General features: G+C 69.4%; 17 protein-coding genes. 6 read left to right on the top strand and 11 right to left on the bottom strand.

From position 1 onward, the window contains the following. Nucleotides 1–206 precede the first annotated feature (206 nt). The 3 genes from CCN72_RS19105 (at nt 207) to CCN72_RS19095 (ending at nt 3,886) form a co-directional block, all read left to right on the top strand. Nucleotides 207–401, top strand: coding sequence for a hypothetical protein (locus CCN72_RS19105; RefSeq protein WP_086808573.1), 195 nt, complete (start codon nt 207–209; stop codon nt 399–401). A 63-nt stretch (nt 402–464) separates the two neighbouring features. Further along, nucleotides 465–2,588, top strand: coding sequence for a peptidase domain-containing ABC transporter (locus tag CCN72_RS19100; RefSeq protein ID WP_086808572.1), 2,124 nt, complete (start codon nt 465–467; stop codon nt 2,586–2,588). Next, on the top strand, nt 2,585–3,886 hold the full coding sequence (locus tag CCN72_RS19095) for a glycosyltransferase (protein ID WP_086808571.1): 1,302 nt from the start codon (nt 2,585–2,587) through the stop codon (nt 3,884–3,886). Before CCN72_RS19100 ends, CCN72_RS19095 begins: the two co-directional genes overlap by 4 nt. A gap of 83 nt (nt 3,887–3,969) precedes the next feature. On the opposite strand, the gene CCN72_RS19090 is transcribed toward CCN72_RS19095, so the two are convergent. Continuing rightward, entirely contained in the window at nt 3,970–4,722 is a 753-nt protein-coding gene (locus tag CCN72_RS19090; RefSeq protein ID WP_086808570.1) for an MBL fold metallo-hydrolase, read from the bottom strand. A 248-nt stretch (nt 4,723–4,970) separates the two neighbouring features. Here CCN72_RS19090 and CCN72_RS19085 point away from each other — a divergent pair, with 248 nt between their 5' ends. Beyond that, nucleotides 4,971–5,444 carry a type II toxin-antitoxin system PemK/MazF family toxin gene (locus CCN72_RS19085; RefSeq protein WP_086808569.1) on the top strand — a complete coding sequence of 158 codons (474 nt, stop codon included), beginning with the start codon at nt 4,971–4,973 and terminating at the stop codon, nt 5,442–5,444. Nucleotides 5,445–5,461: 17 nt separating this feature from the next. Here the strand turns inward: CCN72_RS19085 and CCN72_RS19080 are convergent, their stop codons facing one another. The 8 genes from CCN72_RS19080 to clpS all read right to left on the bottom strand — a co-directional run bounded on the left by CCN72_RS19080 (nt 5,462) and on the right by clpS (nt 13,137). Further along, on the bottom strand, nt 5,462–5,896 hold the full coding sequence (locus CCN72_RS19080; protein WP_086808568.1) for a hypothetical protein: 435 nt from the start codon (nt 5,894–5,896) through the stop codon (nt 5,462–5,464). Nucleotides 5,897–6,073: 177 nt separating this feature from the next. Further along, entirely contained in the window at nt 6,074–8,161 is a 2,088-nt protein-coding gene (locus CCN72_RS19075; protein ID WP_086808567.1) for a putative Ig domain-containing protein, read from the bottom strand. Nucleotides 8,162–8,442: 281 nt separating this feature from the next. Next, a complete protein-coding gene (locus CCN72_RS19070) occupies nt 8,443–9,393 on the bottom strand; it encodes a PLP-dependent cysteine synthase family protein (RefSeq protein ID WP_085564951.1) in 951 nt (316 codons plus the stop codon). A gap of 16 nt (nt 9,394–9,409) precedes the next feature. Further along, a complete protein-coding gene (locus tag CCN72_RS19065; protein WP_086808566.1) occupies nt 9,410–9,688 on the bottom strand; it encodes a MoaD/ThiS family protein in 279 nt (92 codons plus the stop codon). Nucleotides 9,689–9,875: 187 nt separating this feature from the next. Beyond that, a complete protein-coding gene (locus tag CCN72_RS19060) occupies nt 9,876–10,298 on the bottom strand; it encodes a M67 family metallopeptidase (protein WP_086808574.1) in 423 nt (140 codons plus the stop codon). Nucleotides 10,299–10,443: 145 nt separating this feature from the next. Next, nucleotides 10,444–11,877: an amino acid permease gene (locus CCN72_RS19055; RefSeq protein ID WP_086808565.1), complete on the bottom strand. Its 1,434-nt coding sequence runs from the start codon at nt 11,875–11,877 to the stop codon at nt 10,444–10,446. Nucleotides 11,878–12,204: 327 nt separating this feature from the next. Continuing rightward, the gene (locus CCN72_RS19050) at nt 12,205–12,807 is read right to left on the bottom strand and encodes a DUF2017 domain-containing protein (protein WP_085564955.1); all 603 of its coding nucleotides are present in this window, start codon (nt 12,805–12,807) and stop codon (nt 12,205–12,207) included. Nucleotides 12,808–12,819: 12 nt separating this feature from the next. Further along, on the bottom strand, nt 12,820–13,137 hold the full coding sequence (gene clpS, locus CCN72_RS19045) for an ATP-dependent Clp protease adapter ClpS (RefSeq protein WP_086808564.1): 318 nt from the start codon (nt 13,135–13,137) through the stop codon (nt 12,820–12,822). A gap of 56 nt (nt 13,138–13,193) precedes the next feature. Here clpS and CCN72_RS19040 point away from each other — a divergent pair, with 56 nt between their 5' ends. Continuing rightward, nucleotides 13,194–14,540 carry a nicotinate phosphoribosyltransferase gene (locus CCN72_RS19040; RefSeq protein ID WP_086808563.1) on the top strand — a complete coding sequence of 449 codons (1,347 nt, stop codon included), beginning with the start codon at nt 13,194–13,196 and terminating at the stop codon, nt 14,538–14,540. Between the two features lie 83 nt (nt 14,541–14,623). Then, nucleotides 14,624–15,217, top strand: coding sequence for a nicotinamidase (locus CCN72_RS19035; RefSeq protein ID WP_086808562.1), 594 nt, complete (start codon nt 14,624–14,626; stop codon nt 15,215–15,217). A 4-nt stretch (nt 15,218–15,221) separates the two neighbouring features. Here the strand turns inward: CCN72_RS19035 and CCN72_RS19030 are convergent, their stop codons facing one another. Further along, nucleotides 15,222–15,542 carry a hypothetical protein gene (locus tag CCN72_RS19030; protein WP_085564957.1) on the bottom strand — a complete coding sequence of 107 codons (321 nt, stop codon included), beginning with the start codon at nt 15,540–15,542 and terminating at the stop codon, nt 15,222–15,224. 121 nt (nt 15,543–15,663) lie between these two features. Next, nucleotides 15,664–18,021, bottom strand: coding sequence for an immune inhibitor A domain-containing protein (locus CCN72_RS19025; RefSeq protein ID WP_086808561.1), 2,358 nt, complete (start codon nt 18,019–18,021; stop codon nt 15,664–15,666). Nucleotides 18,022–18,506: the final 485 nt, after the last annotated feature.

Below are 18,506 nucleotides of genomic sequence, written 5' to 3'. Positions count from 1 at the left end.
CCCCGGCCTGTCGACAGGCCGGGGAATTCGGCGTACCCGCATATGGGTTGCCGCCCGTTTCCCCCTTCTTCGTCAGACGGAATTCCCGGCCCCGAAGATCCAGTGATCATGCTCACCGATCCAACTCCCTTGATCGTTCCGGAATTCGATGCCTAGGGTTTTGACCAGGCCGAACACGGCCGTGACCGACAACCGATGGGGAAAATATGAGCCTTCAAGCTCTGCGTGACCTGAAGTTCGCCGCGCTCACCGACGATGAGGCCGCCGCCGCCTCCGGCGAGGGCAAGAAGCCGAGCCGCGCCCAGTGCGAGTGGATCTTCGCCCAGATCGGCAACCCGATGTCGTGCAGCTACGGGGACTACTACAAGCTCTGGAAGTCGATGGGCTGCGACAAGCTGTAGTGCGAAGCCGCGCCCGCCTCGTCCCGAGGCGGGCGCGCTCTTTCCCCGGCCAGGAGTTCTTCAGTGAAGTGGCAGAGATACCACACCCATCAGTCGGGGGACACCGACTGCGGGCCGGCCTGCCTGCGGGCCGTCCTCATGCGGCACGGAATCGTGGTCGACGCGGCGATCCTGCGCGAGTCGACGGGCCTGGGTGAGCGCGGCTCCCATCTGCTCAGGCTGCGGGAGGTCCTGCGGGGTTACGGCGTAGACAGCGAACTCCTCCGGTTGGACATCGACCAGCTGCGCGAGGCCGTACGGATCGCCGGACCGGCGATCATCCTGTTGGCGGAGGACGGCCACCGGCACTTCGTCGTCGTCCACGAGGCCACCGACAGCGGCGACTTCATCGTGGGCGACCCGCTGCTGCACCGTCCGATCCGGCTGGCACCCGAGATGCTGGCCGCGGTGTTCCACGGAGAGGCGCTGGTCACCGACCGGCCGAGCGCACGGCTGCCCCTGGGCGCCAGGATCCGCTCCCGCTCCCGGCAGAGCCTGGTGTGGGGGGCCGTCCGCGGTCACCGGGGACGCCTTCTGCTCGTCCTCGCCGCGACCGCCGTCGTAGCCCTGGTCGCCCTGCTCAACAGCCTATTCGTCCAGCTGGCCGTCGACCGAGTCCTGCGGGACGGCTCCCGGCGGGCGCTGGCGGTGATGTCCGCCGAATTCATCGGGATCGCCCTGGCGGCGGCCGGGATCCAGTACGCACGGGGCCGCGTCATCGTGGCGCTCAGCCAATCACTGCAACGACAGTTCTCGGAACGCTATCTCCACAAACTTCTACGTCTGCCCGCCGATTACTTCAAGGGTCGCAGAGCCGGCGACCTGGTGAGCCGGATCGACGATGTGCAGGAAATCCAGGCTCTGGTCACGGCCGCCTCCGTCCGGGCCGCCATCGACCTCTGCGTCGTCCTCTCGGTCGGCGGATATCTGCTGGCGACCGACCCCGTGCTCTTCCTCCTCCTGATTCCGCCCGCGGCCATCAACGTGCTCAGCTCGATGCTGCTGTACCCGCACATCAGGAACGCCGCCGAGGAGGCTCTCCAGCGGGACGCCACACTGAAATCCGAAACGCTCAACTCCCTTCGCGGGCATACGGAGTTGACCGGCTATGGAAAGCGCGAATACGCCTTCGCGCGGATGAGCCGCACCTTGGAACGCCGGATCGAGTCGGAAACCCGGCTGGGCCGGCTGGAGAACATCAATTCCGTGATCAAGACGGCCTGCCAGACCGTCTTCACGGTGGTGGCGGCCTGGGCCGGGCTGGTCCGGATGCTGTCCGGCTCGCTCACGGTCGGCGAGGTCTTCGGCTTCCTGACGATGGCCGGCTACTTCCTGGGCGCCATGGACTCCGTCGCCTCTCTCCAGGTCACGGCCCAGCGCACCGCCGCGGCCCTCAACCGCTACCGGGACGTGGTGCTCCAGCAGGACGACGCCCGGCTCGCACTGACGGCCGCTCAGGCCGAGCGCCCCGTGGGACCGGCCGACATCTCGGTCCGGTCCCTGCGCTTCCGTCACCCGGGAGCCCGGTACGACACGCTCACCGGAGTCGACCTCGTCATCCCGTTCGGCACGACCATGCTCCTGCGGGGCGGCAACGGCTCGGGCAAGAGCACGTTCCTCGCGCTGCTGGCGGGCGTGCATCACGACTACACGGGCAGCGCCACCCTGGGCGGGGCCGAGATCGCGCGGATCACCGCCGAGGAACTGCCGCGCCATGTCCTCTACGTGCCCGAGAACCCCGTCCTGCTGACCGCCTCCCTGCGCGAGAACCTCACCCTCGGCGCCCCGCACAGCACGGCCGACATCCTGCGGGCCTGCCGCATCGCCTGCTTCCAGGAGGTCCTCAACACCCTCCCGGAAGGGCTCGACGAGCCGGTACGGGAGACCGGCGCGGGACTGTCACGCGGACAGATCCAGCGCCTGTCGATCGCCCGCGCCGTGCTGCACGCCCCGCAGGTCTATCTGTTCGACGAGACCTTCAGCGGTATCGACCGGGACACCTCCGCCCGGATCTGGGCGGAACTCCGTCACGTCCCGGGCACCAAGATCATGGTGTCCCACGGGCACCTCCAGGACATCGCGTTCGACCTGGAGCTGTCCTTCGCCCTCCCGACCGGCCCGCGCACCGAAAGCCCCCTTCCGCGATGAAGTTCTCCGACCTGCTCGATCTCCGCCGTGTACCCGGCGCCCTCCCCGTCTCCGCCCTGGCCATCGACCTGGCGCTGATCACCTCCGCGTCGCAGGACCTCGCCGACGCCGAGCTGCCGTCCTCGGACCCCGCGGCCCTCGCGGCGGGGTACGCCTCCTGCCGTCCCCGTCCCGTGACCGCGGTGGTGCTCACCGCGGACGAGGAAGACTCCATCGCCACGTGTCTGACCGCGCTGTCCGACGACATCGACGACTGCCTGCTGATCGACTCCGGGTCCACGGACGGCACCGTCGAGCAGGCACTGCGCGCCCGCCCCGGCACCCGGGTGCTGTCCGCGCCATGGGCGGACGACTTCTCCCACCAGCGCAATCTCGCCTTCGAAGAGGCCGCCGAGGGCTGGCTGTGCCATGTGGACGCCGACGAGGTCCTGGTGCCCGCGCACACGGGCAGGCTGCGCCGCGCCCTGTCCCTGCTCGACCATCTGCTGCCCGGGCACGACTTCGTCGTCTCCCCGGTCATCGCCGACATCGGCGGACCGGTGTACACCAGCACCCAGCGGTGGCTGCGGGCGGACGGCCCCTTCCGGTTCCGGGGCCGGGTCCACGAGCACCCCTACACCGAGGACGGCCTCGCGCCGCCGCGGGTGCAGGTCGATGTCCGCTTCGACCATTCCGGGTACCTCCCCGAGGTGGTCGAGAGGAAGGGGAAGCGCGAGCGGTACGTCGCCCTGGACCGGCTGGGCCGCGCCGAGGAGCCGGACAATCCCAAGTGGGTCTACTACGAGGTGCGCGACGGGCTCGGTCCGTCGATGTCCGAGCAGGAGGCGCGCTCGGCCTTCACGATGCTGGCCGCCGCGACCGCGGACGCGGCACCGGAGGAGCCCGGCTACCGGACCGAGCGCACCGTCGATTCCTGGAGCCTGCTGTGCGAGCTGGCCGTCCGGCTCGGCGACGCGGACGCCCTGCGCACGTACACGGACCTGCTGGCGCGGGCCGGACGGATGGTGGAGGCCACGTACTACCGCACCCTCATGGAGGCCGGCAGGCTCCTGGGCAGGCTGTCCGTGCTGGTGGACGGCGTCACGGCGGTCGAGTCGGCCGAGGATCCGTCGAACCGGCATCTCATGGGACGGCTGTTCGCGCTGCAGTCGACGCTCGCGCTCGCCAGTGGCCGCTACGAGGCGGTGCTGCCCGCCTACCGGAAGGCGGACGCACGCGATGCCGGCCGGAGCGTGGCCGAGGATTTCGAGATGCTCGCCCGAGTACTGGCCGAGGCACGGGAGCGGGACGCGATCTGACCCCGCCCCGGTCGGAGCCCTCCGAATCGACCAGGCCCCGGAACCGTCCAGGTTCCGGGGCCCTCGGCCTGTCGTACCGTCCCTCAGATCTCGTACACCGCGCCCCTGGCCGCCAGTTCGACCGGGCCCGGGAAGGCCTCGCGGGCGTCGCGGAGGTTGGCCTCCGGGTCGGTCCAGGGGGCGATGTGGGTCAGGACCAGGCGGCGGGCGGCGGCGCGGGTGGCGGTTTCGCCGGCCTCGCGGCCGTTGAGGTGGAGATCGGGGATGTCCTCCTTGCCGTACGTGAACGCGGCCTCGCACAGGAACAGGTCGGTGTCCCGGGCCAGCTCGTCCAGTACGGGGGTGACCCCGGTGTCCCCGGAGTACGTGAGGGATCTGCCCCCGTGCTCGATCCGGATCCCGAACGCCTCCACGGGGTGGCGGACCCGGTCGGTGTGCACCGTGAAGGGGCCGATCTCGAACGTGGCCGGCTTGACGGTACGGAAGTCGAAGACCTCGCTCATCGAGGAGGCGGCAGGCGTGTCGCCGTGCGCCGTGGTCAGACGGTGCTCGGTGCGCTCGGGGCCGTAGACCGGCAGTGCCTCGCAGCGGCCGCCGTCGTGGCGGTAGTAGCGTGCGACGAAGTACCCGAGCATGTCGATGCAGTGATCGGCGTGCAGATGGCTGAGGAAGATCGCGTCGAGGTCGTAGAGACCGCAGTGGCGCTGCAACTCGCCCAGGGCGCCGTTGCCCATGTCGAGAAGCAGCCGGAAGCCGTCGGCCTCGACGAGGTAGCTCGAGCAGGCCGATTCCGCGGACGGGAACGACCCCGAGCAGCCGACGACGGTGAGCTTCATGAAGCAGAAACCTCCGTAGGCGAAGACAGGTGGGTCGAGGGTCCTCACAGGGCCGAGGAACCTCGGAAAAGGGCTGACGGGGGTCGTGCGGTCCGTCGAGCGTACGGCGCCCGGGCGCGGGCCGCTCCTCTGCCAGGGGCCGTTGTGGGCGAACTCACCTGTGCTGTCACCGGTTCGGCTGGACCCCGGGGCGCACGGGATCCGTCCAAGGGCGCGCGTCCCGCGCCGCGCGCCGGTAACGTCGTCGTATGGACACGTCCTGGTGGCTGGCGCTCGCCGCGGTGGTGCTGCTCGCGCTGGTGGCCACGGTCGTCGACGGCTGGGGCCGCGGGCGCCGGCCCGCCGGGCGGCGGCTGCGGCCACCGGGCCGGGCGGGCACCAGGCAGCGGCATGCCGCGACGCCCCGCGGCGGGCGCCCGGTGCCGGGTGACATCTGGTGGGCGAATGTGCCGTACGAGGACCGGGCCGAGATGAGGGACCGGCCCTGTCTGGTGCTGGCCGTGCGCGGGGACCGGGCGACGGTCGCGAAGATCACCACCAAGTACCACGACGAGCGCGCCGGGGTGATCCCGCTGCCGCCCGGCGCGGTGGGCGACGCGCGGGGCCGCCCGAGCTTCCTCCAGACCGACGAGCTGCGCGAGGTGCCGGTCGGCGACTTCCGCCGCCGGGTGGGGGTGGTCGACCCGGTCCTGTGGGACCAGGTGCGCCACCTCGCCCGCTAGAGCCGGTCAGAACCGGGTCAGCCGCTCTTCACCGTCACGGTGACCGTCCACTCCTGGATGCCCTTGCAGGACATCTGGCCGGGGGTGGTCGCGCACATGGGGCGGGAGGACGTCAGCTTCCCGGTGCCGGACGCGCTCGCGTGGTAGGCGGCCTCGGCGTTGCCCGGCCGGATGACGAGGCCGGAGTTGATCGCCTTGAGGGCGCCGCCGGTGACCGTGACCGGCTTCCAGGGGCGCTCCTTCGTACCGCCGAGGCTCAGCCGTACCTCTCCGCCCTTGGCCACGCAGACGGTACGACCGCTGTCGGCGGCCGTCAGCCGGACCTCGCCCCGGCACACCGGGCCCCCGGGGACCGGGGAGACCTTTGCGCTGCCGGTGGAGCTGGTGTGGGTGCCGCAGCCCACGAGGAGCAGGGGGGTGGCCGCGAGGGCGAGAAGTGTCGTACGGCGCATGGGGGGACCGCCTTTCTGCGGGGCCGCCGGTTGGCCCGCCTGGTACGGATGGGACGTACCGCGGCCGCGAACGGATCCCGCCACTAGGCAAAGTACCGGCCAACGAACGGATCCCGCACGCGGAGTTCCGCGTGCGGGATCACAGGGTGGTTCAGGTGGTTCGGGCGGTGCGGATGATCAGCTGGTGGTCAGGGACGTGTCGTCCACGACGAAGCTGGTCTGGAGCGAGGAGTCCTCCACGCCGTTGAACTTCAGGGTGACCGTCTGGCCCGCCAGCGAGGACAGGTCGAAGGTCTTCTGGGCGTAGCCCGAGGCCTTGTTCAGGTTCGAGTACGAGGCCAGGGTGGTCGAACCGGCGGTGACCGTCAGCTTGTCGTACGCGGTGCTGCTGGTGGTCTCGGCGGAGTCGATGTGCAGGTAGAAGGACAGGGTCGCCTTGCAGCCCGCGGGGATCGTCACCGACTGGGACACGGTGTCGGTGTGCGAGGTGCCGTAGCCGTCCAGCCACGCCTTGTACGAGCCGGAGTGCGCGGCCTCGCCGGAGTCGGTGGTGATGACGCCGCTGGAGGCAGTCCAGCCGGTGTTGCCCGACTCGAAGCCCGGGTTGGCGAGCAGCTGCGTCGAGGTGCAGCCGCCGCCACCGCCGCTGGTGCTCACGGTCCAGGTGAAGGAGGCGGAGCCGGTGGCGCCGGTGGAGTCGGTCGCGGTGACGGTGACCTGGTAGGTGCCCGCGGTGGAGGCGGTACCGGAGATCACGCCGGTGGAGCTGTTGATCGACAGGCCGGTCGGCAGGCCGGAGGCGCTGTAGGTCAGGGCCGCGCCCGCGCTGTCGGAAGCCTTCACGGAGAGGCTGACGGAGCTGCCGGTCGTGGTGGACTGGCTGCCCGGGTTGGTGACGGAGACGGTGTTGCCACCGGTGCTGCCACCCGAGGTGAAGGCGGCGGTGCCGTTCGGGGTGCCCCAGCCGGTCGGACCGTCGTAGCCGGTCTGCGCCTTGCAGTAGTACGCCGTGGAGCAGGAGCCGTTGGAGCCGCTCGTCACGTCGTTCAGGTTGCTGGTGTGGCTGTAGGGGTACTTCGCCGGGTAGTCACTGGAGCCCGGGGTGCCCGCGAGCGCGTAGACGCTGGCGATGATCGGCGAGGAGGCGCTGGTGCCGCCGTAGACCGCCCAGCCGCCGCTGTAGGTGTCGTAGACCGCCACGCCGGTGGCCGGGTCGGCGACCGCGGAGACGTCGGACTCCATGCGCTTGGAGCAGCCCGTGTCGGTCTGCCAGCTCGGCTTGGCGTCGTACGCCGAGCAGCCGGAGCCGGTGCCCTCGGTGGAGCTGGTGTTCCACACCGACTCGCTCCAACCGCGGGAGTTGGAGGCGGTCTTGAGGGCGGTGCCGCCGACGGCGGTCACGTACTGCGAGGTCGCCGGGTACTCGGCACCGTAGCCCTCGTCACCGGCGGAGACGGTGATCGCGACGCCCGGGTGCTTGAAGTACTGGGTGTCCTCGCTGGTCTGCGAGGAGTCCTCGGAGCCGCCCCAGCTGTTGGAGACGAACTTGGCGCCGAGCGCGACGGCCTCGTTCTCGGCGGCGCCCAGGTCCGCGTCGGTGGCCGAGTTGGCCTCGACCAGGATGATGTTGCAGTTCGGGCAGACCGCGCTGACCATGTCGATGTCGAGCATCTCTTCGCCGGCCCAGCCGCTGTCGTTGGTCGGCAGCGAGGTGGTGGAACCGGTCTGGCTGACCTGCTTGAAGCAGCCGTTGGCCTTGGTGCAGGCGGAGAGGCCGTACTGGGACCTGTACGTGGCCAGGTCCGACTCGGCGTTGGGGTCGTTGTAGGCGTCGACGATGCCCACGGTCATGCCCGAACCGGCCGCGGTGGGCAGGTTGTAGGCGCTGTGCAGGTTGGCCGGGGAGAGGCCGGAGGGCGTGGCGTTGGGCGAGATCGCCGCGGCCAGCTTGCTCTTGATGTCCGTGCGCCGCTGGGCGAAGCAGGACACATGGCCCGGCGTGTGGTCGGAGGCGCACACGTGGGTCGTGGGCACCTTCTGGCCGGCCTTGCCGGTCGAGTGGAACGTCTGGCGCTTGGGGTCGGTCAGCGCCTTGTTGTTCGTGGTGACCTTGCTGGTCGCCGGGTGGGCCGCGACGGCGGGCTGGGCCGCGCCGGCCGTCGGCGCGGCGGCGAATCCGGCGACGGTCAGGGAGAGAGCGGGAAAGGCGACGGCCAGAAGTCTTCGCGCACTTCGGGTTCGCCCGCTCGGGCGTGACTCACGCATGTGGGTACTGCCTCCATCGGGAAGTGGGGTTTCTCGCACTGGTTGGCAGCCCGTGACGCGCGTAGCGGCGACCACGCAGTCATGAGCATGACATCTCAGACACTCTCCATGCCGCTGAACGTGACATGACAGGGTGCGGGAGGAACCTAGCCCCGGACACCGACCACCGGGCAGTGCCAGAAGGATTTCTTTGCTTCCCCATAGGAACGGCTTAGCCCCCTCGTGAGAGGGGGCTGGTGATCACTTGAGACGTAACGCGGCCGAAACCCGCGCCCGGGGACCTACGCCCAGAGCTGGCCCTGAAGGGTGTCGATGGCGGCTTCCGTGGTGGTGGCCGTGTAGACGCCCGTGGAGAGGTACTTCCAGCCGCCGTCGGCCACGATGAAGACGATGTCGGCGGACTCGCCCGCCTTCACCGCCTTGTTGCCGACACCGATCGCGGCGTGCAGGGCCGCGCCCGTGGAGATGCCCGCGAAGATGCCCTCCTGCTGGAGGAGTTCACGGGTGCGGGTGACCGCGTCGGCGGAGCCCACCGAGAAGCGGGTGGTGAGGACCGAGGCGTCGTACAGCTCGGGCACGAAGCCCTCGTCCAGGTTGCGCAGGCCGTAGACCAGGTCGTCGTAGCGCGGCTCGGCGGCCACGATCCTGACGTCCGGCTTGTGCTCGCGGAGATAGCGGCCCACGCCCATCAGGGTGCCCGTGGTGCCGAGGCCCGCGACGAAGTGGGTGATCGAGGGCAGGTCGGCGAGGATCTCCGGACCCGTCGTGGCGTAGTGCGCGCCCGCGTTGTCCGGGTTGCCGTACTGGTAGAGCATCACCCAGTCCGGGTGCTCGGCCGACAGCTCCTTGGCCACCCGCACCGCAGTGTTGGAGCCGCCCGCGGCCGGCGAGGAGATGATCTCCGCGCCCCACATGCCGAGCAGGTCCCGGCGCTCCTGGGAGGTGTTCTCCGGCATCACGCACACCATCCGGTACCCCTTGAGCTTGGCCGCCATGGCCAGCGAGATGCCGGTGTTGCCGGAGGTCGGCTCCAGGATGGTGCAGCCGGGGGTGAGCCGGCCGTCCTTCTCGGCCTGCTCGATCATGTGCAGGGCGGGCCGGTCTTTGACCGAGCCGGTGGGGTTGCGGTCCTCCAGCTTCGCCCAGATCCGGACCTCGGGGGACGGCGACAGCCGCGGCAGGCGCACCAGGGGGGTGTTGCCCACCGCGGCCAGCGGGGAGTCGTAGCGCATGCTGTTCAGCGACCGATCAGCGCATGCCGCCGGCGACGGCCGGCAGGATCGTCACGCTGTCGCCGTCCGACAGCTTGGTGTTGATGCCGTCCAGGAAGCGGACGTCCTCGTCGTTCAGATAGACGTTGACGAACCGGCGCAGCTGGTCGCCGTCCACGATGCGGGCCTGGATGCCCGCGTGCCGGCTCTCCAGGTCGGTGAACAGCTCGGCGAGGGTGTTCCCGCTGCCCTCCACGGCCTTCTGGCCGTCGGTGTACGTGCGGAGGATGGTCGGGATGCGGACCTCGATGGCCATGGTTGCGGGCTCCTGTCGGAAGGGTCTTCGGGGGCTGCGGGCTCGGTACGTCAGCCGAGGGGCACGCCACCGTCAGAAGCCCAGGGCGCACACCACAGTCGTAACCATGGGCTCATCGTATCGATTCCCGGTCAGCGGACCGGAATGTGATCCCAGCTGGCGGACGGATCCCGGTCGGATGCTGAGATCAGTAGGTTTTGACGACCCTGACCTCCTCCTCGGTGACCTCTGCGTCCACGATCCGGAAGGATCGGAACTGGAAGTCGCCGAGGCCGTCCGTGTCGGCCGTGGACACCAGGACGTAGTGGGCGCCGGGCTCATTGGCGTACGAGATGTCCGTGCGCGAGGGGTATGCCTCGGTCGCGGTGTGCGAGTGGTAGATGACCACCGGCTCCTCGTCGCGGTCGTCCAGCTCGCGGTAGAGCTTGAGCAGATCGCCGGAGTCGAACTCGTAGAAGGTCGGCGACATGGCCGCGTTCAGCATCGCGATGAACCGCTCGGGGCGGTCCGAACCGGCCGGGCCCGCGACGACGCCGCACGCCTCGTCGGGGTGGTCCTTGCGGGCATGGGCGACGATCTGGTCGTACAGGGCCTGGGTGATGGTCAGCATGGGGGTCAGGATAAGCAGAGGGCCGCCTCGTACCGAGGGATGGTACGAGGCGGCCCGCATGCTGGACGTCCTTGAGCGGCGGCCGCCGGGGGCGCCACGAGTGCTCCCGGCGGCCGGACGTCCCGGTGAGGGTCCGGCGATGGCGTCAGCGCTTGGCGAAGGCCGCGGCCTCCGGGTTGCGGCGCTTGAGCACCGCGTAGGAGACGCCGAGGATCACACCCCACAGCGGCGCGCAGTACAGCGAGACCCGGGCGTCCTTGTCGATGCCCATCAGCACGATCACCATGCCGATGAACAGCAGGGAGAGCACGCTGGCGTACGGGGCGCCGGGGGCCCGGAACTCCGAGCGGGGCAGGAGCCCGCGGTCGGAGGCCCTCCGGTAGCGGATGTGGCAGATCAGGATGACGATCCACGCCCACATGCCGGAGATGGTCGCGAAGGAGACGACGTAGTCGAACGCCTTGCCCGGCCACTGGTAGTTGATCCAGACACCGACGAGCATCAGCGCGGCGGAGAACGTGGTGCCGACGAGCGGGGTACCGCTGCGGGTCAGCCGGGTGAACAGCCTGGGGCCCTGGTTGTTGAGCGCCAGGTCACGCAGCATGCGGCCGGTGGAGTACATGCCGGAGTTGCAGGAGGACAGCGCGGCGGTCAGGACCACGAAGTTGACGATGCCGGCGCCGACCGACAGGCCCATCTTCTGGAAGGCGGCCACGAAGGGGCTGACCCCCGGGTGGAACTCGGTCCACGGCACCACCGACAGGATCATGATCAGCGCGCCGACGTAGAAGACGGCGATCCGCCACGGCACGGTGTTGATCGCCTTGGGCAGCACCTTCTTGGGGTCCTTGGACTCGCCCGCGGTCACACCGACCAGCTCGACGGCGAGGAAGGCGAACATGACCATCTGGAGCGTCATCAGGGTGCCGCCGACGCCGTGCGGGAAGAAGCCGCCCTGGTTCCACAGGTGGCTCACCGAGGCGGTGTCGCCCGCGTCGGAGAAGCCGACCGTCAGGATGCCCGCGCAGATCAGGATCATGCCGATGATCGCGGTCACCTTGACCATGGAGAACCAGAACTCCAGCTCACCGAAGAGCTTCACGGAGATCAGGTTGGCGGCGTAGAGCACGAACGTGAAGATCAGCGCCGAGGCCCATTGCGGAATGTCGAACCAGTACGTCATATAGGCGGCCGCGGCAGTGACCTCGGTGATGCCGGTGACCACCCAGAACAGCCAGTACGTCCAGCCGGTGACAAAGCCCGCGAAGGGGCCGATGAACTCGCGCGCGTACTCCGAGAACGAGCCGGAGACCGGGCGGTACATCAGCAGTTCGCCGAGCGCGCGCATGATGAAGAAGATGACGAGGCCCGCGACGGCGTACGCCAGGATGAGGCTGGGTCCCGCCTTGGAGATGCCCTTGCCCGCACCGAGGAACAGACCGGTGCCGATGGCCCCGCCGATGGCGATCATCTGGATCTGGCGGGAGCCGAGCCCGCGCTGATAACCCTCGCCCTCGCCGCCCTCCGCCGACGCGGACTCCGTGCCGTCGGGACGCTGGTCGACCTGCGCTGAGGTCATGGTGGTGCGCCTTTCTCCATTCCGGCCCGTGCCTTTCGTCGGCCGCGGACCGGGTTTCGAATCCCCCCGGATTGATGGAGTTGGTGCCTGGCCGACGGTCGTCGGCTCGGTGGCGCACCCGGCGGACAAGGGTGGTGTTCGCCGGGCGGTCGTGAAGATTTATCACGACCGCAATATTGATCGCGGGACGGGAATGTGGCGCGCTTCACAGGGAAAAGCGGACAAAGAGCCGGTGAATACACCAAACCCGGCCGCAAGGGTGACGGGATCGTTATCCGGATTTGAGCGTCCGCTGAGCGGACACATAAACCACCGAGATCGCCGGAATCACGACATAAGAGTCGACACCAGGGTCTCCTGGAGGCCGCCCAGCCAGAGATAGGCCATCACCATCGGCTTGCGCGGGTCCTCGTCGGGGAGCCGGTAGAGCAGCTCGGTGTCGTCGTCGTCCGCGATCTCCAGACGGGAGCCGATCGCGAGGCGCAGATCGTTGAGCGAGCCGAGCCAGCGCCGGGACTCCTCGGGCGACAGCTTCAGTACGGCGCCGCCCTCCACCGGGGCGAGCGCGTCGAGGCCCCGGATCACCGCGAGGGCGTTCTCCCGCTTGCCGGCCCTGAGGTCGTTCTCCGTGAAGCGGCGGAACTCGGCGGAGTGCGCGCGCCGCTCCTCGGCCTGGGCGGGCGAGTCCGGGGCCTTCTCCGGGTCGCTGTACGCGTCCGGGAAGAGCCGGTGCAGCACCGGATCGGCGGGCGGCTCGCTCGGGCCCTCCGCGAACAGCTCGGCGAGCGGGTCGCTGGGGGCGTCCCCGCCGGGACCCGGTCCGATCAGCTCCAGGAGCTGGACGGCCAGCGAGCGGATGATGGAGATCTCGACATCGTCGAGCGCGACGGCCGCGCCGCCGCCGGGGAGCGGTTCGAATTGTCCGGGCATGGATTTGGGTCGCTACTTCCGGTCCTGCTGGAGGGTGGCCCACAGACCGTAGCCGTGCATCGCCTGCACGTCGCGCTCCATCTCCTCGCGGCTTCCGCTGGAGACGACCGCCCGGCCCTTGTGGTGGACGTCGAGCATGAGCTTGTTGGCCTTGTCCTTGGAGTAGCCGAAGTACGTCTGGAAGACGTACGTCACATAGCTCATGAGGTTGACCGGGTCGTTGTGCACGATGGTGACCCAGGGGACGTCGGGCTCGGGTACGGCGAAGGCATCCTCCGCCGACTCGGTGCGTTCGATCTCTACGGGCGCGGGTGACGTCACAGTGCCCATGCTGCCACGAGGCCCGGAAATCGTCACACTGACGAATAGGGGGTACCATCCTCGCCATGAACACAGCGGACCTTGGGCTGCCGGTGGATGTGCCCTCGACGGCGCTCTTCACGGACCAGTACGAACTGACGATGTTGCAGGCCGCGCTGAAGGCCGGTACGGCCGAGCGGCGCAGCGTGTTCGAGGTCTTCACCCGGCGGCTGCCGGAGGGGCGGCGCTACGGCGTGGTCGCGGGCACCGGGCGCGTCCTGGACGCGGTGGAGAACTTCCGCTTCGACGAGGGCCAGCTCGGCTTTCTGCGCGAGCAGCGGATCGTCGACGAGGAGACCCTGGCGTGGCTCGCCGGCTACCGGTTCACCGGGGACATCTGGGGCTACCCCGAGGGCGAGGTGTACTTCCCGGGCTCCCCGATCCTGCGGGTGGAGGGCAGCTTCGCCGAGTGCGTGCTGCTGGAGACGGTGATGCTCTCCATCCTCAACCACGACTCGGCGATCGCGGCCGCCGCCTCCCGGATGGCCTCCGCCGCCGGTGAGCGCCCGCTGATCGAGATGGGCGCCCGGCGCACCCATGAGCTGGCGGCCGTCGCCGCCGCGCGCGCCGCCTACGTCGGCGGTTTCGCCACCACGTCCGACCTCGCGGCCGGCTTCCGCTACGGCATCCCGACCGTCGGCACCTCCGCGCACGCCTTCACCCTGCTGCACGACCACGAGCGGGACGCCTTCCGGGCCCAGGTGGACACCCTCGGCCCCGGCACCACGCTGCTGGTGGACACGTACGACGTCGCCGAGGCGGTCCGTACGGCGGTGGAGGTGGCCGGGCCCGAGCTGGGCGCGGTACGCATCGACTCCGGCGATCTGCTCCTGGTCGCGCACCGGGTCCGCCAGCAGCTGGACGAGCTGGGCGCGACGGAGACCAGGATCGTGGTCACCTCGGACCTGGACGAGTACGCCATCGCCTCGCTGGCCGCGGCCCCCGTGGACGCGTACGGGGTGGGCACCCAGCTGGTCACCGGTTCCGGGCATCCGACCGCGTCCATGGTCTACAAGCTGGTCGCGCGCGCCGAGACCGCGGATCCGGGGGCGCCGCTGGTGCCGGTCGCGAAGAAGTCCAGCGGCGGCAAGGCGTCCGTCGGGGGCCGCAAGTGGGCGGCGCGGCGGCTGGACGCGGACGGGGTGGCCGAGGCGGAGGTCGTGGGCACCGGAGCGGTGCCGGCACAGCTCGCCGACCGGCAGCTGCTGGTACGGCTGGTCGAGGCCGGCCGGGTCGTGGCGCGCGAGCCGCTGGACGTGGCGCGCGAGCGGCACATCGCGGCGCGGGCGAACCTGCCGCTGTCCGCGACGCAGCTGTCGCGGGGGGAACCGGTCCTTCCGACGGAGTACGTCCACGAGCGCTCGGGTAGCTAGAGCGGGACCGTCGTCCGCCCCCTCCCCTACGGGCCCGTCATTCTCTAGGCTCGGGTACTTCACACCAGTAGAAGGACACCATCATGCGTCGCGCGTTGATCGTCGTGGATGTGCAGAACGACTTCTGCGAGGGGGGCAGCCTCGCGGTGGCCGGGGGTGCGGACGTCGCCGCCGCGATCACCGAGCTGATCGGGCAGGCGGGGGGCACGGGGTACCGGCATGTGGTGGCCACCCGGGACTGCCACATCGCGCCCGGCGGCCACTTCGCGGACGACCCGGACTACGTCCGTTCCTGGCCGGCGCACTGCGTCGCCGGCACGGAGGGGGTGGGCTTCCACCCGAACTTCGCCCCGGCGGTCGCCTCCGGTGCGATCGACGCCGTGTTCGACAAGGGTGCCTACTCCGCCGCGTACAGCGGTTTCGAGGGCGCCGACGAGAACGGCACCCCGCTCGCCGACTGGCTGCGGGCCCGCGGGATCGACGAGGTCGACGTGGTGGGCATCGCCACGGACCACTGTGTGCGCGCGACCGCCCTGGACGCCGTCCGGGAGGGCTTTCGCACCCAGATCCTGCTGGATCTGACGGCGGGCGTCTCCCCGGCGACGACGGAGCGGGCCCTGGAGGAGCTGCGGGAGGCGGGCGTGGAGCTCGCCGGCAAGCCGGTCGTGAGCGGCTGATCCGCTACTGCACCATCGCTGACCTGCGCAGCAGCGCCCGGATCGGATGCCATAGCTCCGGCGGCAGGACACCGTTGTCCGCGGGCGCCGTACGCCATATCAGGCCGTCGGGGTGGTGCAGGACCGCCGTGATCTCGTCCGGCGTCGGAGGCGCGGTGTTGCCCCGCAGATAGATCGGCCGCAGGCCCAGATTGCGCAGCCGGGTCAGGGCGCGGGCGCGGTTGCCGGCGTGCACCAGGACCCGTACGCCGGCGGCGTCGTCGGGCAGGTTCAGCGCGACGACGACCGTGCCGTTCGGCAGTTTGCAGAAGCCTCCAGCGGCCATGCGGTCACATCCCCGTTCCGGTCGGTGTCAATAAGCGAGTCACAGAACGCACCTAAACACGATCGGCGGCAACCCGCCAGGGGGTTGCCGCCGATACGCGTCTGACCTGCGAAGATGCTGACTACTTCACCGCGGGTCCGACCTTGACCGAGATCGTCGAGCCGTCCTTGGCCTCGCGGACGATCGAGATCTTGGTGTTGGTGTCAGTTACCTTCACGCCACCGGACGGGTTCGCCGGGTCGTAGTAGGTGCTGGTGTGGTCGTTGAAGACCGAGACGCCCCTGGAGGACTTGATCTTCGTCGCGACGTCCGCGTTGTGCAGCGTGAGGCCGTCCGTGCGGTACAGGCTGAACGGGGAGTCGTACGCCTGCATCCGGTTGCGCATCAGCGTGCCGTCGCTCCAGCGCAGCGCGGTCGGGTGCGAGTCGATCGGGAGGATCTGGCCGACGCCCGGGTGGTCCTTGGCGTTGGTGTTGTTGTCCGCCTGGGACAGGTCCCACTTCCAGATCAACAGGCCGTTCTGGTACGGGTAGTGCTCCACCCAGTCGGGCCGTGCCTTCGAACCGAAGTTGTACGGGCCGGTCTTGAGCGTGGTGTCGTACGACACGTACTGCCGGTTCTCGGCGATGTAGTACTGCTTGTAGTCCTTGGTGAAGGACGCCCCGATGCGGGAGAACCCGCTGGAGGTCCACGCGTTGTCCGCCGACTCGGCGTCGTCCGAGAAGAGCGCGGCGCCGTCGGCGGTCACGGTGATCTCGTCCGCGGTGAAGCCGTTCTCCGCGACGCCGCCGTCCGTGAGGTAGCGGAAGCGCAGCTGGATCTTCTGGCCGGCGTAGGCGTCCAGGGAGTACGACAGCTTCTTGTCGGTCTCCGAGAAGCCGGTCAGCGCGGGCTTGTCGCCGCCGTCACGCGGGATGGCCTGGCCGTCCGCGGTGCCGTCCAGGGCGGTCCAGTTGGCGCCGCCGTCGGTGGACACCTCGGTGTAGAGGTAGTCGTAGTTGTCCTCGATGGCCCACCAGCCGTCCAGGCTCAGGGTGGCCGAGGACTTGCCCGTGAGGTCGACGGACCGGGTCAGCGTGTTCTTCAGGTCGTTGCCGCTGCCGCTCCACCACTGGGTGGCACCCTGCGCGGGCTGGGTGATCTCGGTGGTGACCGCCTTGTCGGGCAGGCTGACCACCAGGGCCTGCTTGTTCTTGGTGTTGTACTCGGCGACGCCCAGCTTGTGCGAGGACTTCTTGCCGGCCTTGGCGGTGTCGTAGTTCAGCCAGCCCAGCTGGAGCTTGTCCCAGGCGTTCATGTCGCCGGGCAGGTCACCGATGGACTCCTTGCCGGTGCCCAGCCAGGAACCGGAGGACATCAGGGTCCAGAAGCCGGTGGAGTTGTCGCCGCCGTCGGTGTCGTACTCGTCCGGCAGGCCGAGGTCGTGGCCGTACTCGTGGGCGAAGACGCCGAGTCCGCCGTTCTCCGGCTGGATGGTGTAGTCGCCGACCCAGATGCCGGTGTCGCCGATCTGCGCGCCGCCGAGCTTGTTGGCGTCGGGGCCGGTGGCGCCGGCGTCGGTGCCGAAGGCGTACCAGCGGTGGGCCCAGATGGCGTCCGTGCCCTGGGCGCCGCCGCCCGCGGACTCGTCCTCACCGGCGTGCACCAGCTGGAAGTGGTCTATGTAGCCGTCGGGCTCGTTGAAGTTGCCGTCACCGTCGTAGTCGTAACGGTCCCACTGGTCGTACTTGGCGAGGTCCTTCTTGATGTCGGCCTCGGACTTGCCGGCCGCCTTCTGCTGGGCGACCCAGGAGTTCAGACCGTCGCTGACCACGTTCCACACGGTGGTGCAGTTGGTGGAGCCGCACGCGTCGTTGCCGTAACGGGCCTCGTTGTAGGGGACCTTGACCCAGTCGGAGACCTCGCCGTCCACGGAGTAGCGGCCCGAGGACTGCTTCTCGTAGTACTTCTTCAGCGACTCGGTCTTCTTGCCGGTGCCGAAGTAGAGGTCCTGGAAGTGCTTCTGGTTGTAGTCCTTCTGCCAGGCCGTGGAGTTGTCCTGCTTGCGGTCCGGCGCGGCGATCGTGTTGTGCAGCGGCCCGGGGGTGCCGCCGAACTTGGGATCGGTCTGGTCGCCGAACTCCACCAGGATCGTGAAGATCTTGTCGGTCTTCTCGCGGCTGAGCTCGACGTACTTGCTCTTGCCCTTGCCGCTCTTGAGCTTGACGACCTTGGAGCCGCCGCGCTCCTGCGGGCTGGCCTTGCCCGCGATGATCTGGTTGAGCGCCTCTTCGCGCTGAGCCTTCTGGGTCTTGCTCAGCGGGCCGTCGAGGTCGTGCGACTTCTGCTGCACCGGGGCCGGGTCGTGCCGGTGCACGGTGCCGGCCGGTGCCTGCCGGGTGCTCGCCTCCGCGACCGCGAAGGTGGCGAACGTGGCGGAGGCCGCCGCGATCGTGACACCGATCGCGGCCGCTCTGAACGTCCAGGATCTGCTGGTCACTTGAGTTCCTCCCCCGCGCCCCGCGCGCGGACAGGGGGTTCCCGTGTTCGGAAGTCCGTGCGCGCATGACAAGCGCGTGTTCAAGTGACGACATTTGACTAGAGGTTTAGAAGAAAAGACAGATCTTGACTCGGTAAGGCTCGGTGCACTATGCGGAGTTGACACCGGCTTTAGACAGAGCGTGCTTCCTGTGCGCCCCCCGTGCATCGGCGGCGTGGGTTAGGTCACGCTTACCGGCGCGCCCGCTCGGGCATGCAGGCGGGGAGAGAGTCGAACGGCCACCCCGACACCCGAAGACCTCCGAGGACACGATTGCCATGCCTCGTCCGACCGTCGCCCAGCTCGCCTACGGCGCGAGCACCGTGATCTTCTCGACCCTCGCCATGCTGCTGCTGTCCCAGACGAGTTCGGGCGTCGGGATCGCCGTCATCGCGACCAGCAGTCCGAGCGCGAGCGCCGCGAGGGCGATGACGGCGATCCCGACG

The sequence above is a fragment of the Streptomyces murinus genome (assembly GCF_002154555.1).
Lineage (GTDB): Bacteria > Actinomycetota > Actinomycetes > Streptomycetales > Streptomycetaceae > Streptomyces > Streptomyces murinus.
Note: the sequence above shows the minus strand (reverse complement) of the source record. Positions and strands in the feature narration are given on the sequence as shown.